11 protein-coding genes are annotated in these 13672 nt (G+C 68.4%); 3 read left to right on the top strand and 8 right to left on the bottom strand.

Going from position 1 to position 13672, the window contains the following annotated elements:
- Nucleotide 1 precedes the first annotated feature (1 nt).
- On the top strand, nt 2-1210 hold the full coding sequence (spt, locus tag DK847_RS01105) for a serine palmitoyltransferase (protein ID WP_111195774.1): 1209 nt from the start codon (nt 2-4) through the stop codon (nt 1208-1210).
- Nucleotides 1211-1217: 7 nt separating this feature from the next.
- Here the strand turns inward: spt and DK847_RS01100 are convergent, their stop codons facing one another.
- The 5 genes from DK847_RS01100 to DK847_RS01080 form a co-directional block, all read right to left on the bottom strand.
- Nucleotides 1218-2177, bottom strand: coding sequence for a diacylglycerol kinase family protein (locus DK847_RS01100; RefSeq protein WP_161957086.1), 960 nt, complete (start codon nt 2175-2177; stop codon nt 1218-1220).
- A gap of 5 nt (nt 2178-2182) precedes the next feature.
- Complete coding sequence (locus DK847_RS01095) at nt 2183-3259, bottom strand: LptF/LptG family permease (protein WP_161957085.1); 1077 nt, start codon at nt 3257-3259, stop codon at nt 2183-2185.
- Entirely contained in the window at nt 3256-4476 is a 1221-nt protein-coding gene (locus DK847_RS01090; RefSeq protein WP_146256000.1) for an LptF/LptG family permease, read from the bottom strand. Before DK847_RS01090 ends, DK847_RS01095 begins: the two co-directional genes overlap by 4 nt.
- A gap of 63 nt (nt 4477-4539) precedes the next feature.
- Nucleotides 4540-5460 (bottom strand): metallophosphoesterase family protein, encoded by a 921-nt coding sequence (locus DK847_RS01085; protein ID WP_111195770.1) that lies wholly within the window; start codon nt 5458-5460, stop codon nt 4540-4542.
- Between the two features lie 71 nt (nt 5461-5531).
- Nucleotides 5532-6674 carry a hypothetical protein gene (locus DK847_RS01080; RefSeq protein ID WP_111195769.1) on the bottom strand — a complete coding sequence of 381 codons (1143 nt, stop codon included), beginning with the start codon at nt 6672-6674 and terminating at the stop codon, nt 5532-5534.
- A 109-nt stretch (nt 6675-6783) separates the two neighbouring features.
- On the opposite strand from DK847_RS01080, the gene DK847_RS01075 reads away from it, so the two are divergent.
- Complete coding sequence (locus DK847_RS01075) at nt 6784-7227, top strand: NUDIX domain-containing protein (protein WP_245414490.1); 444 nt, start codon at nt 6784-6786, stop codon at nt 7225-7227.
- Nucleotides 7228-7443: 216 nt separating this feature from the next.
- On the top strand, nt 7444-8007 hold the full coding sequence (locus tag DK847_RS01070) for a GNAT family N-acetyltransferase (RefSeq protein ID WP_111195767.1): 564 nt from the start codon (nt 7444-7446) through the stop codon (nt 8005-8007).
- Here the strand turns inward: DK847_RS01070 and DK847_RS01065 are convergent.
- The 3 genes from DK847_RS01065 to DK847_RS01055 are packed head-to-tail and all read right to left on the bottom strand — an operon-like array spanning nt 7948 to nt 13672.
- Entirely contained in the window at nt 7948-10005 is a 2058-nt protein-coding gene (locus tag DK847_RS01065) for a hypothetical protein (protein WP_111195766.1), read from the bottom strand. The two genes, DK847_RS01070 and DK847_RS01065, sit on opposite strands and share 60 nt — an antisense overlap.
- The gene (locus DK847_RS01060; RefSeq protein WP_111195765.1) at nt 10002-12797 is read right to left on the bottom strand and encodes a DUF4159 domain-containing protein; all 2796 of its coding nucleotides are present in this window, start codon (nt 12795-12797) and stop codon (nt 10002-10004) included. Before DK847_RS01060 ends, DK847_RS01065 begins: the two co-directional genes overlap by 4 nt.
- Nucleotides 12794-13672 (bottom strand): DUF58 domain-containing protein, encoded by an 879-nt coding sequence (locus DK847_RS01055; protein ID WP_111195764.1) that lies wholly within the window; start codon nt 13670-13672, stop codon nt 12794-12796. Before DK847_RS01055 ends, DK847_RS01060 begins: the two co-directional genes overlap by 4 nt.

Genomic DNA, 13672 nt, shown 5'->3' with positions numbered 1-13672 from the left:
CATGGACCTGCTTGCCAAGCTCGAAGGCCTTGCCGAGCGCCACGCGCGCATGAAGGCGCTGGGCGGCGACGCCGTGGGCGCCGTGATGGAGAGGCTGCTGTCGCCCACCCGCGCCATCATCGAGGGCCGCGAGACGATCCTCGCCGGCACCAACAACTACATGGGCATCACCTTCGATGCCGAGTGCATCGCAGCCGGGCAGAAGGCGCTGGCGGAGTTCGGCACCGGCACCACCGGCTCGCGCATCGCCAACGGCTCCTATGCGCTGCACAAGGAGCTGGAGCAGGAATTCGCCCGCTTCCTCGACCGCAGGCATTGCATCATCTTCAGCACCGGCTACCAGGCGAACCTCGGCATGATGTCGGGCCTCGCAGGCCCGCGCGACACGATCTACCTCGACGCCGACTCGCACAGCTCGATCTATGACGGCTGCACGCTGTCGGGCGCCAAGCTGGTGCGCTTCCGCCACAACGACGCCGCCGACCTCGACAAGCGCCTGTCGCGGTCTGAGGAAGACGGCGGCGGCAAGCTGGTGGTCCTCGAAGGCATTTATTCCATGATGGGCGACCGCGCCCCGCTCGCCGACTTCGTGGAGGTGAAGAAGAAGCACGGCTTCCAGCTGCTCGTCGACGAGGCGCACAGCTTCGGCGTGCTCGGCCCCCATGGCCGTGGCCTCGCGGATGAGGCAGGCCTCGAGGACGAGGTGGACTTCGTGGTCGGAACCTTCTCGAAGAGCGTTGGCGCCATCGGCGGTTTCGGCGCCGGCAACCACCCCTATTTCGAGCTTCTGCGCTTCGCGATGCGGCCCTACATGTTCACCGCGTCGTCATCGCCCGCGTCGATCGCCACCTCGATCGCGGCGATCCGCAAGCTGGCGGCGGAGCCGCAGCGGCGCCGCAGGCTCGCCGACAATTCGGCGCGGCTGTTCAGCGGCTTCAAGGCGCTGGGCCTCGAACTCGGCTGCGACGAGGCAAGCCCGGTCGTGGCGGTGCGCTGCCCGGACGAGCCTTCGACGATTGCCATGTGGAACGCGCTGCTGAAGGCCGGAGTCTACGTCAACATCGCGCTGCCGCCCGGCACGCCCAACAAGATGTGCCTGCTGCGCTGCTCCGTCTCGGCGGCCCATACCGACGCCGACCTCGACCGCATCATCGAACTGTTCGGTGCAGTGGTGGCGCAGGGCCACGGCAAGAAGGTGGCGAACGGCTGAGGCCGCGTCAGCCCCTCACGAAGGTGAACAGCGGCCCGGTCTCCAGCCGCAAGGCTTCACCCGCCGGCGGCGGAAAGAACTCGCCATCGATGACGAAGATCGCCTCGGAGCTGACCGCCAGGCTGTCCGAGCTGAAGCTCACTGCGCCCTCGGGTGCGGCGTGGTTCTCGCCGCCATACATGATGGGCAGCATCCAGCGCAGAACCGACGGCACGGGATAGGGCAGCACGGTGGTGCGGATCGGCGCGGTCTTGCCGCCCCAGAACGGGTGGCTGTGCAGCAGCAGCGTGTCGAGCGTCGTCGACATGTGCAGGAGCTGCATGCCGTCCGCGATGCGGCGCCCCCCGGCCTCGACTCTGATGGCATAGGGCCGGTCGAAGCGTGACTGATCGGCGGGGTCGGGCGCGGAAAAGAGATACTTGCCCACCGCCGACATCAGCGTCTTGGCCACCGCCCACTGGCCCTTCACGCCCTGGTCGTTGAAGGCCTGCTGGCAATGCCGGGTGGCGACCGCAATGGCGCCGGTGCCGACGAACATGCCGTGCCGCACCTTGCCGTCGCCCGGATTGGCGCAGCGGATGGTGTTGCGGCTGACCAGTGCCGTGGCGTTCAGGCTGCGCACGAAATGGGCCTGTGCCGCGATCGACGAACTGCGGAAGCCGAGGTCGTTGGCGCTGAGGTTGGTGGTGCCATGCGGCAGGAGGCAGATGCGCGGCAGGACGGGAAAGCCGCCGCGTTCGGCGATCAGCGTGAGGATTTCCTGGATGGTGCCGTCGCCGGAGCTGATGAACAGGTCGGTCACCCGGTCCCGCGCCATGTCGTCGATCACGCCCTCGAGGTGCTCGAAGCGCTCAAGCAGATGCAGCGAGATGCCCGCGTCGCCTTTCAACGTGTCGGCCAGCGCCTGGCCCTTGCCGTTGCCGCGGCCGGCCAGGGGATTGATGATCACGCCGGCATGCTGCGGCATGCCTGTCATACCGTCTCCGACCTGAGGGTCATGACCACGGCGAGCGAACCGAAGGCGAGGATCGGCAGCCAGGCGGCCAGCCATGGCTTGACGAAGCCAAGTTCGCCCATGGTGAGCGATATGCCGTCGACGATGAAGTAGACGAAGCCGATGCCGACGCCCACCGCGAACAGGGCGCCGAGCCCGCCGCCGCGGCGGAAGCGGGTGGCGAGCGGAATGCACAGGCCCATCATCAGCAGGCCGGAGAAGAACAGCGAGATGCGCTTGTTGGCCCAGGTTTCGTAGACCCAGACCGGGCGGATGCCGAAGCCCTGGTTGTCCATGAAGTAGAACAGTTCCGTCAGCGCCATGTCCTCCGGCGCGCCGGAGCGTGCCCCGGCCTGGGCGGGCTTCATGTTGCCGGAATAGACCAGCGTGTCGAGCCGCGAGGGCTGCAGGTTGTCACGGTAGTAGACAAGCACCTTGGTGAGCGTCCAGCGGCCCTCGTCGAGCGCGGCCGACTTGGCATAGATCTGCTCGCGCAGCAGGCCCTGGTCGTCACGGCGGAAGATGATGACGTCATTGAGCCTGGTCGAGTCGCCATTGGCGCTGCCGGCGCGCAGGATGTCGGGCCCGGCACGCATCCAGATCGGGTCCTTTTCGCCGAGCTTCAGCTTTTCCGCGCCATAATCGCCGATGCCCCAGTCGCGCAGCTGCGGGGTGGTGGCGGGGATGGCGGAGTCCGAGAGCACGAAGTTGAGCCCCCCGGCCACGAAGGCCAGCGGCAGCAGCATGATGATGATGCGCGCCGGCGACACGCCGGCTGCCCACATCGCCGCCATCTCGTTGCGGTAGCTGAGTTCGGTGAGGCTGAGCAGCATGGCGAGCAGCATCGAGATGCCCATGTAGTTCACCAGCACCGACGGCGCGCGGTAGAGCATGTATTGCAGCAGGATCGTCATGTCGTTGGGGCGCAGCGCCTGGAGGTCCTTGGCGTTGGTGAGAACGTCCAGCGACAGCACGAAGAAGGAGATGCCGAACAGGATGCCGAAGAAGCGGATGGCCACCATGCGGTTCAGCATCCAGCCGAGGATCTTCATCATGACGTTGTTCCCCATCCAAGCCGGCGGACCACGCTGTGGCGCAGGCCGCCGAAGAAGTCGCCGACGCGGTCGATGAGCCCGCCCACGGGGTCGTTGCGCAGCGTGAAGCAGGTCCCGATGTAGCGCCAGGCGGCGAACAGTGCCAGCAGCAGGCAGGGCAGCCACATGGTGAGAAACGGCGAGGCCACGCCGTGGTTCGACAGCGACGCGCCCTGGTGGATGATCTCGTTGTAGACCACGATCAGCACCAGCGCGACGCCGGTGCGGAAGCCGCGCGCGCTGCGCCGCGAGCCGACGGCGAAGGGAATGGCGAGATAGGGCAGGATGAGGATGCTCGCCGCCGTCACCAGCCGCTCGCTCAGCTCCGAGCTGACGTCGTCATGGCTCGACTTGGGCGGCGGATTGTCGAGGGCGGCGAAGAGTTCCGGCAGCGTCAGCTCGCGCTCGTCCTCGCCGCGCGGGCGGAAGATGTCCTTGGAGATGCGGCCAAGCGGCGTGTCGGCAAGGGCGAACTCCGTGGCCTCGCCGATGGCAGGATCGGCCGAATTCACATCGGGGGCGGCCTTGAAGGTGAGCCGGTGGCCATCCTCGAGATGCAGTGTCGGCCGCTGGCCCGCCGGGCTTTCCAGCAGGCGCCCGCGCGAGGCGGTGACGGTGTCGGAGCCCTTGTCGTCCTTGTTCTCGTAGATGAAGACGTGCTCGAAGGCGTTGGTGGCGCGGTTGAGCTTGTCGATGATGAAGGTGCGGTCGCCCGCCTGCATGAACACGCCCTCCTCCGCCAGGTAGAAGACCTCGACGTTCTGCACGTCGAAGACCACCGAACGGTAGGCATAGCGGGCATAGGGCTGGAGCCAGCCCATGATGACGAGCGAGATCAGGCTGATCGCCACGCCCATCAGGATCACCGGCCGGGCCATGCGGTTGAGGCCGATGCCGGAGGCCATGAAGGCATCCGTCTCGGAATTGGCCGACATCTTGCCGAAGCCCAGCAGCAGGCCGAGGAACAGGGCTGCCGGCAGCGCGGTGCCGAGGTAATGCGGCACGAGGTAGGCCAGCATCTCGAACACCACGGAAAACGAGTTCTTCTTGCCCAGCGTGGTGTCGAGCAGGCGCACCATGCGGTCGGCCAGCAGCATCAGCAGGCCGATGATCAGCGCCCCCGCGAGGGGAAGGGACACCTGCCGCATGACATGCCTGTCGAGGATGGGGAGCAGCAAGATGGTTTTCAGCTTCCGCAGGGGAGGGGGCTTGGTTGGGGCTGCAATCTAGCCAGCCGCCGCTCAGGAAGAAAGGGCGAATTCGGTGAGGGGGGCGATCTGCCGGCTGGCCGGGTCATAGCTGCGGATGGACACGTCGATCTGCCATTTTCCTGCCTGGCGCTGGATGCGGTAGAGGTTCCAGGCTGCCACCGGGTGGTGCTCGTCCTCGATCAGGGAGGCGGAAGGCACGCCCAGCACGTGAACGGCGCCGAAGCGTGAATTGAAGGTGTTCAGCATGTGTTCGTGGTTGTGGCCGTGCAGCACCAGCTCGGCGCCGTGTTCCTCCAGGACGCCCCGCAGCAGGCTGGCGTCGATCAGCGCCTTGCGCGGGCTGGCGAGGCCCGGCAGCGGCGGATGGTGGATCATCACCACCCGGGCATAGCCACGCTCGCGCAGGTCGGAGAGAAGGCCGGCGAGTGATTTCAGCTGGGTGCGGCCCAATTGCCCCGAGGCGCGGTGCAAAGGCTGCGGCACCCCGCTGGACAGGCCGATCAACGCCACGTTGCGCCTGAGCCGCACATAGGGGAAGGGGGTGAGGATCTGCGGCGTTTCCTGGGTGAGCGGCACGCGCATGTCGCCGCGCATGTAGGGCTCGAGATGGAAGAGACCATGTTCCCAGGCCATGCGCACGTAGCAGTCATGGTTGCCGGGAACGAAGCTGATCCAGTCCGGCGTGCCGAAGGTGTCCATCCAGCGCGCCGCGGCGGTGAACTCGTCACGCGCCGCAACGTTGACGATGTCGCCGGTGAGGGCCACGTGGTCGGGCGCGCTGCGCATGATGTCGGCGGCCACCGCCAGGGCCACGGCGGGGCTGTGCACGCGGTGGCGGTTGAGGCGCCAGTTCATCACCCCGATGGCCCGCTTGAAGGCAAAGTGACGATGCGCCGAGCCCGCCGGAAGGGGCCCGAGATGCAGGTCGGAGAGATGGGCGAGGGTGAACACGTGTACTGTCGAACTCTGACTGACGGACGAACTTCAGGTGGCAGCACGCCGCTGCCTCACGCGGGTAGCGCCTAACCGATTAACTTCTCATAAATGCGGTAGGTCTTGTAGGGCTTGCCACCGAAGCTCTCGATCATGCGGCGCATCGGCATGTTGTCCTCGAGGATCCAGCTTGCCTCGCCCCGCGTGGTGCCGCGGCCGACATGGTAGTTCCGGACCCGCGCGATCACCGCCATGCCGAGCACGGCGCCCACCGGTGTTCCGTGATACTTGCGGCGCAGGCCCATCAGCGGCATGCGAACCGCCGCCGGCGGCCTCGCAAACAGGTTCCACGCCAGCTTGGCCCAGCCCAGCGGCAGCAGCTTTCCACCGAGCCCCGCGATCCAGTCATTGATGTTGGGGAGCGTGATGGCCATGGCCGCGGGCTCGCCGCGGTATTCGGCGATCGCCACATAGTCGCCGGTCACCAGCATCTTGAGATTGTTGGCGAGTGCCGTCATCTCTTCCTCGGTCCAGGGCACGAAGCCCCAGTTGTCCGACCACGCATCATTGGCGATCGAGACGACGGTCTGCAGCTCCTTCATCAGCTGCTTCTTGTCGAGAGGGCGCAGCACCACGTCCTTGTCGGCGGTCGCCTTGTCGAAGGCGGACTTGAGCGCCCGCGGCATCTCGCCCTGTTCGATGAAGTCATAGGCGATGACGTCCTTGGCCTTGCGGAAGCCCGCAGCCTCGAGGCGTTCGGCATAATAGGGAAGGGCATGGCCCATCATCACCGAAGGCGGCGTTCCGAAGCCTGAGATGAGCAGCCCCGTCTCGTCGTTGATCGAGAAGCTGAACGGCCCCTGCATGGCGGTCGCGCCGCGCTGCTTCAGCCAGGCCGAGGCCGCCTCGATGAGTGCCGCGAATACGTCTGGATCGTTTTCGGCCTCCAGAAAGCCGAACTGGCCCACGCCATCCTGGTAGCGCTCGCTGCGCAGGCGGCAGAGCTGCGCCGAAATGCGGCCCACCGGCCTGTTGCCGCGAAAGGCAAGAAACAGCTCCACCTCGGCATGGCGGAAATACGGGTTCTTCTGCGGATCGAGGTGCTCGAAGCGCTCGACATAGAGCGGCGCCACCCAGTTCGGATCACCGGCATAGAGCGCGAACGGCACGTCGAGGAAGGCCTTGAGGTCTTCCTTGCCGCGTACCGGCCGGACGCTGACGGACTGGGTCATGCCAAGAGGCTTAACAAGCGCGCTGGGGGAACTCAAGCTTGGCGAGACAGGAGCGAGGCGCTAACGCTGTGTCATGTCCGAGCCCCTGAAGCGTGCCGCATTTCGCGTCATGAAGCCATTCCTGCATGCCGTCTATCGCCAGACGCGCGGAATGACGCTTGGCACGCGCGTTCTGGCGCTCAAGGGCGATCCGCCGCAGGTCCTGCTGGTGCGCCATGGCTATACGCCGGGCTGGCTGCTGCCGGGCGGCGGGGTGGAACGCGGCGAGGCGCTCGCCGATGCCGCCATCCGCGAACTGCGCGAGGAGGCCGGCATCGTTGCGGAAGAAGCGCCGCAGCTGCATGGCATCTACCTCAATGACGCCCAGTTCGTGGGCGATCACGTGGCCTGCTACATCCTGCGCCGCTTCCGCGAGCAGGGCTTCACGCCGGGGGCCGAGATTGCGGAGGCACGCTTCTTTCCGGTGTCGGCGCTGCCTGACGGAACCACGCCGGGCACCCGCCGGCGCATTGCCGAGGTGATCGGCGGCACGGCACCCTCGGCCCTGTGGTGAGGACCCGTTTACCTGACCTTGACGTTCCGTCCGCTACAGGCTAAGGCGCGAAACATGACTGCGATGGACCAGATCAGCCTGCGACGACGAGCCCGCGCCACGCGCGGCAGCGCGCGCGCCTGAACCCGTCCGGTCATCCCTTCCGCACAGACGTCTCGTCCTGCGTTCCGGGGCCCCGGGCGCCCTTTCGAAGCCCTGTTTGCCCGAGATACAGCCATGTGCGGCCCCATTTCCTGCGAAGACACCACCGCCACCGATCATGATGCCGTCGAGCACCTGCTCGACCTGGCCTTCGGCTCCGGCCGCCACAGCAAGACGTCCTACCGGCTGAGGGAAGGGAACCACCCTGTTCCAGGCCTGTCGCTGGTGACGCGCGATGCCGGTGTCGGCCTGTCCGGCACCATCAGCTTCTGGCCGCTCGCCATTGGCGAGGACCGGTCGCCGGCCCTGCTGCTGGGGCCGCTGGCGATTCACCCGGACCGGCAGGGCCTCGGGCTGGGGCTGGCGCTGATGCGCGAAGGCCTGGCACGGGCCCGGGAGCAGGGCCACGGGCTGGTGCTGCTGGTGGGCGACGAGCCCTATTATGCCAAGGTCGGATTCGCCCGGCTGCCGGAAGGGCAGATCGGCCTTCCCGGCCCTGTCGACCCCAGGCGCTTTCTCTATCTGGAACTGACGCCCGGTGCGCTGAAGGGGGCGGCGGGTCTTGCGCGGGTACCCGGCTCAGCGGCTTTCGCGGTACCACATGCCGCCCAGGGCGAGCAGCAGCACTGCGAGGCTTAGCAGCGTCGCGAACAGCGGCGTGTCGGACACGCTCTCGACGCGGAACCTGTCATTGGCGCGCAGACCGATCCAGCCGGAGCCCGCCATCTGGCGGCCCGCCTCCACCTTGACCAGCTGCGGCATGCCATCCTCGAGCCAGTCGACTCCGCCACCCGTGGCGGCCGATACCGGACCGATGATCGCGGTGGTGGCGAGCAGGCTGGTCATTTCCCGGGCATCGCCGCTGCCGGCGGCAACCGCCACCAGCTTGCCGTCCGTCAGGCGGTGAAGGCCCGCCTCCGTCACCGGCAGCTGGGCCTGGAAGCGGCCGGGGGACACCTGGGTCAGCGCCAATGTCTCGGTCTTGCCGGAGGGCAGCGTCACCGTCACCGGGGCGGCGCTGTCGGCCATGGTGCGGCGCTCGATCAGCAGCGTGTTGCCCGTCTGCTCGCCGGTGAGCGCCTCTTCCTCGAGGTCCGGTTCCTTCATCAGCCAGTGGGCGAGGCGGCGCAGCAGTTCGGTCTGCGGGCCACCGCCCTCGAAGCCGCGAGCCCACAGCCAGCCCTGGTCGGACAGCAGCTGGGCGACACGGCCCTTGTCCTGGCGCGACAGCACCAGCAGGGGCTTGTTGTCCGGCCCCGACATCACCGTCTCGCCGGACGATGTCTCGGTGTCGACGAGGCGGAACCAGCGGCCCCAGCCGGTGGCGCCCGCCGCGGAGCCGGGAAGGTCCTTGGTCACCGGGTGCTTCTTGCCCTGCTCGGTGAGGGCGGGCCTGAAGGGCTCCTCCACCACGTCGCCGGTGGGAATGGCCGTCATGATGTCGGCAAGCGGGGTGGAATAGAGGCCGTCCTCGGCTGCGAGGTCGGGCCCCGATGCGATCAGCACCGCGCCGCCATCCTTCACATATTGGGCGATGTTGAACATGTAGGCCGCGGGCAGCACCGACTGGCGGCGGTAGCGGTCGAAGATCACGAGGTCGAACTGGTCGAGCTTGTCGACGAACAGCTCGCGCGTCGGGAAGGCAATGAGGGCCAGTTCCTTGGTCGGCGTGCCGTCCTGCTTTTCCGGCGGGCGGAGAATCGTGAAGTGCACGAGGTCGACCGAGGCGTCTGACTTCAGCAGGTTGCGCCAGGTGCGCTCGCCGGGATGCGGCTCGCCGGAGACGAGCAGCACGCGCAGCCGGTCGCGCACCCCTTCGATGACGGCGACGGCGCGGTTGTTCTGCAGCGAAATCTCGCCATCGAGCGGCGGGGCGGTGATCTCCACGATGTTCTGGCCGGCATGGTCCACCGACACCGGAACCTCGACGGCCTGGCCGGGGGAGACATCGATGGTGAGCGGCGGCGCATCGCCGAGCGTCACCGTCACCGGCACGGGCTGGCCCGGGCCATTGGCCTCGTTGAGGCGGAAGGTGATGGTCTGTTCCTGGCCCACGATGCCGAAGCGCGGCGCCTTCTCGATGGCGATCTGGCGGTCCTTCTCGGCGCGCGAGCCGGTGATCAGGCCATGCAGCGGGCCGCCGATGCCGCTCTTGGCCGCGTCGGGCGGCGCATCATGCACCTGCCCGTCGGTGATCATCAGCGCGCCGGCGAAGCGTTCGGTGGGAACGTCGGCCAGCGCCCGGTTCAGCGCGTCGAAGGCGCGCGTGCCGTCATCTTCCGTGCCGGCGCCGGACGTCACCTCCACCACGCGGAGCTCGGTGTTGGGAAGCCTTGCCACGGCCTGCTGCAGGGCCGTCACCGCGGCCTCGGTCTGGGCCGGGCGCTGACCGTTCTGCTGGCTCAGCGAACGGTCGACCACGGCCACGGCAATGTCGGAGATGGGATCACGCTGCTCGCTGCGGACGACCGGGTTGGCGAGGGCCGCCACCAGCAGCGCCAGGGCGAGGGCGCGCAGCGGCGTGCCGCGGGCGCGGGAAAAGGCCAGGGCGGCGAGGAGCGCGAGTCCGGCCACGCCCACGGCGGCGATCAGCAGCCAGGGCAGCACCGGTTCGAACACCACGTTCCAGCTGGTCATTGGCCGAGCCTTTCGAGCAGGTCCGGCACATGCACCTGGTCGGCCTTGTAATTGCCGGTCAGCGCATACATCACGATGTTGATGCCGGTGCGGAAGGCGAATTCGCGCTGCCGGTCGGTGCCCGGCACGACGGCGTAGAGCGGGTCGCCGTTGAGGTCCATGGCCCAGGCCGCGGCATAGTCGTTGGAGCCGATGATGATGCCGCTCACGCCATCGGTGTTGCCGGCGATGGCGCCGTCGCTGTCGGTGTGCTCCACCCACAGCTTGCCGCCGTCATAGCGGCCGGGGAAGTGGTCGAGCAGGTAGAAGCTCTTGGTCAACACATGGGTGGGGGGCACCGGCTCGAGGGCCGGAATGTCGAGCTTGGCGAGAATCCGGCGCAGCGCCTCGGAGGCCGCCGTGGCCCCGCCGCTGAGCGAGTCCGCGCCCGCGCCATCCTCGCGCAGGTCGAAGAGAATGGTGCCGCCGCCCTTCATGTAGGCGTCGATGCGGGCGAGCGCGGCGTCCGAGGGCACGGTGGCCTCCGGCCGGATCGGCCAGTAGAGCAGCGGGAAGAACACCAGTTCGTCATGCTCGATGTTGACCTCGGCTGGCTCGCCGACATTGACCGAGGTGCGCTCGCGCAGCATCTCGCTCAGGCCCTTCAGGCCCTCGTTGCTGATGCCGTCGACATCAGCGTCACCCGTCCTGACATAGGCAAGGCGCGTCTCCAGCGCGTTCTGCAGGGCAAAGTCGTCGGCGCTCTGGGCATGGCCGGGCACCGGCTGCCATGCGGCAAGCGCTGCCAGCGCCAGCATGCCGGTCAGCGCGGCGCGGCGCTGGCGCAGCCGCATCATCCCGCCACCAAGGAACAGCGTGGCCAGGCAATCGGCCAGGAACAGCAGTGCTGCCGCGAGGAAGGCATAGGGCGCCAGCGGCACCACGGGCCGCTGGGCCAGCGGGCGCACCGCCACATCGGCGGGAAGGGCGCTCACCGGCGTCAGTTCCTTGCCGGTGCGCGTGAGGTTGATGGCGCGTTCCTGCTCGCCGCGGCGGTAGAGGCCGGGCGGGGTCGCCGGGGTGACGCTCGCCTTGTCGACCTGGGCCGCCGGGATCGGCTGGGTGTCCGGCGCGGGGGTGACGAAGTCGCCGAACCCGTCCAGCGCCATGAAGGGGGTGAAGGCCTGGGCATCGGGTTGGGCTGCGCCGCCCTGGGCGCCGCCGCCTGCGGCCGGCGCCAGGTCCAGCATGCGCTGCAGCATGTCGACGAAGAGGCCGGTGACCGGCAGGTTCGACCAGTCGGCATTGGCCGTGACGTGGAACAGCACGAGAAGGCCCTTTCCGTCCTTGCTGGCGGTCACCAGCGGGGTGCCGTCGGCAAGGCTCGCCCACACCTTGCCGGGGAGATCGGAATCAGGTTCGGCCAGCACCTGGCGCGACACCTTGACGGTGGGGTCGGGCGTCAGCCCGGCGAAGGGGCTCTTGTCGGGGAAGGCCTGCATGGGCTGGGGCGATTCCCAGCTCAGCGCACTGCCCAGCGCGCGGTCGCCCGCGCGCAGGGTGACGGGTACCAGCCGGTCCTGGGCGCGGGCGAAGCGCAATCCGGCGAAGCGCACCAGCACGCCGCCATTCTCGACCCAGCGTGCGATCATTTCCTCCTGCTCGGCGGGAAGCACGCCGATGTCGGCCAGAACCAGCATCGACAGGCCCTGGTCCAGCGCGGCCTTGAGGGCTGCCGTGTCGGCGGGCTCGCTCACCTCGGCATAGGGCTCGAGCGCGCGGGAGACGTAGTACAGGGGTGCCAGCAGCCGCTCCGACTGGTCCACCGAGGTACCGGCCATCAGGGCCACCGTCTTGCGCCGCCAGCGGTCGTCCATCATGAACACCGCTGCGGCATTGCGCTCGTCCTTGATGGTGATGCGGCCCACCTCGTTGCGCAGTTCGGTCGGCAGTTCGATGACACCCGTCGCGGAGGTGGCGCCAGCGGCGAAGTTCACTTTCACGTCGCCGAAGCTGCGGCCATTGCCGGCGAGTGCGGTCACCTCCGCGGCCCCTGCCGGTTCGCCCGGTGCACGCAGCACGCTCACCCTGATCTGCCCGGCCTCGAAGCCCGGCGTGGTCAGCGCCAGCGGCAGCTGCGCGGCCGAGGGCATGATGGCGGACACCGCGGCCTTGCCATTGGCAAGGCCCTGCAGGCCGGACGCGAAGTCCCGGGCCTTGCCGTCATCGATGCCATCGGAAATCCAGGTCACCCGCAGCGCCTTCACCGTGCCGAAGGCGTCCTGAAGCTGCTTCAGCATGCCGGGCCGGTCTGGGTCGAAGGCGCGCGGACGCAGGGCTGCGGCGCGGGCCTTGAGATCGGCGGGGGCGGCAGCCTCCAGCGACTGGCGGCGGAGCTGCGGCGTGGTGGTGGCGAGCGTCACCGGCGTTCCCGCGGCGGCAGCACTTCCGAGAATGTCCGCCATCACCGCCTGGCGCGTTTCCCAGTCCCTGGCGGCTGCCCAGCTGTCATCGACCACCAGCAGCAGCGGGGTGCGGTCCAGTTCGGCCGCGCGGTCGGGGGCGAACAGCGGCTGGGCCACGCCGAGGATGACGAAGGCCGCCATCAGCAGGCGCAGCAGCAGCAGCCACCACGGCGTCTTGTCCGGCTGGTCCTCGCGGTTGGTGAGGCCCAGCAGCAGGCGGATCGCGGGGAAGCGCACCGTCTCCGGCCGCGGCGGCGTGAAGCGCAGCAGCCACCAGATGACCGGCAGCGCCAGCAGCGCCGCGAGTGCGGCGGGGGTCAGGAAGGTGATGGCGCTGAGCAGGCTCATCGCGCCGCCTCGCCGGAAATCAGCGCGTGCAGTGCCAGCAGGCTGCGCACCGGCGGCTCGTCGGTGCGGTGGATGACGAAGCTCCACCCGATGCGGCGGCACAATTCCTTGAGCGCGGCGCGGTGCTCGGCAAGCTTCCCGGCATAGGCCTCACGCAGCGTCTCGGCCTTGGACGAGAGGAACTTGAGCGGCCCTGCCATGGCGTGGAACTCGACACGCCCGGCATAGGGCAGCGTCTCCTCCGCCGGGTCCACCACCTGCACGAGGTGCCCCTTCACGCCGGCCTCGGCGAGGGGCGTGATGGCGCGGGCAATGTCTTCGGGGGTCTCGAAGAAATCGCTCGCCAGCACGGCGCCGGAAAACCGCGGCAGCCGCGTGATGGCCGGAAGGTCCGGGCCTTCCGCCTTCAGGAACCAGCTGGCGAGTTTCACCATCTGGGCCCGCGTGTGGTCGGGCGCATAGGGCGAACCCAGCGCGCTCACCCGCTCGTTCGCCCTCACCGCCAGCGCGGCGATGGCAAGCGTGAGGAGCTGCGCGCGGTCGCGCTTGGTCACCTGCGCCAGATGCGACCGGAAGGTCATCGACACCGAGGGCGACGACCAGACCCACAGGGTGTTGGCGGCTTCCCACTCGTTCTCTCGGATATAGACCCGGTCCGAGCGCGCTGACTTGTGCCAGTCGATGCGCTGGGTCGAATCGCCGAAGCTGTAGGGCCGGTATTGCCAGAAGCTTTCCCCCGGCCCGGCGCGCTTGCGCCCGTGCTCGCCGAGGATCACCGTCGCGGCAATGCGCTCCGCCTCGACGAGCAGCGGCGGCAGCGCGCGGGACTGCGCCGCGGCGCGGTCGGCTAGCGTGAGGGCACTGGCGGAGGTCAT

The sequence above is a fragment of the Aestuariivirga litoralis genome (assembly GCF_003234965.1).
In the GTDB taxonomy this organism is placed as follows: Bacteria; Pseudomonadota; Alphaproteobacteria; order Rhizobiales; family Aestuariivirgaceae; genus Aestuariivirga; species Aestuariivirga litoralis.
This window is presented reverse-complemented; position numbering and strand designations above follow the sequence as displayed.

Bases quoted from the DNA above. Each gene is read 5' to 3' on its own strand.
- DK847_RS01095 (WP_161957085.1), bottom strand. From the start codon at position 3,259: ATGATGAAGATCCTCGGCTGGATGCTGAACCGCATGGTGGCCATCCGC.
- DK847_RS01060 (WP_111195765.1), bottom strand. From the start codon at position 12,797: ATGAGCCTGCTCAGCGCCATCACCTTCCTGACCCCCGCCGCACTCGCG.
- spt (WP_111195774.1), top strand. From the start codon at position 2: ATGGACCTGCTTGCCAAGCTCGAAGGCCTTGCCGAGCGCCACGCGCGC.
- DK847_RS01070 (WP_111195767.1), top strand. From the start codon at position 7,444: ATGTGCGGCCCCATTTCCTGCGAAGACACCACCGCCACCGATCATGAT.
- DK847_RS01080 (WP_111195769.1), bottom strand. From the start codon at position 6,674: ATGACCCAGTCCGTCAGCGTCCGGCCGGTACGCGGCAAGGAAGACCTC.
- DK847_RS01100 (WP_161957086.1), bottom strand. From the start codon at position 2,177: ATGCCGCAGCATGCCGGCGTGATCATCAATCCCCTGGCCGGCCGCGGC.
- DK847_RS01075 (WP_245414490.1), top strand. From the start codon at position 6,784: ATGAAGCCATTCCTGCATGCCGTCTATCGCCAGACGCGCGGAATGACG.
- DK847_RS01055 (WP_111195764.1), bottom strand. From the start codon at position 13,672: ATGACCTCCGCCAGTGCCCTCACGCTAGCCGACCGCGCCGCGGCGCAG.
- DK847_RS01065 (WP_111195766.1), bottom strand. From the start codon at position 10,005: ATGACCAGCTGGAACGTGGTGTTCGAACCGGTGCTGCCCTGGCTGCTG.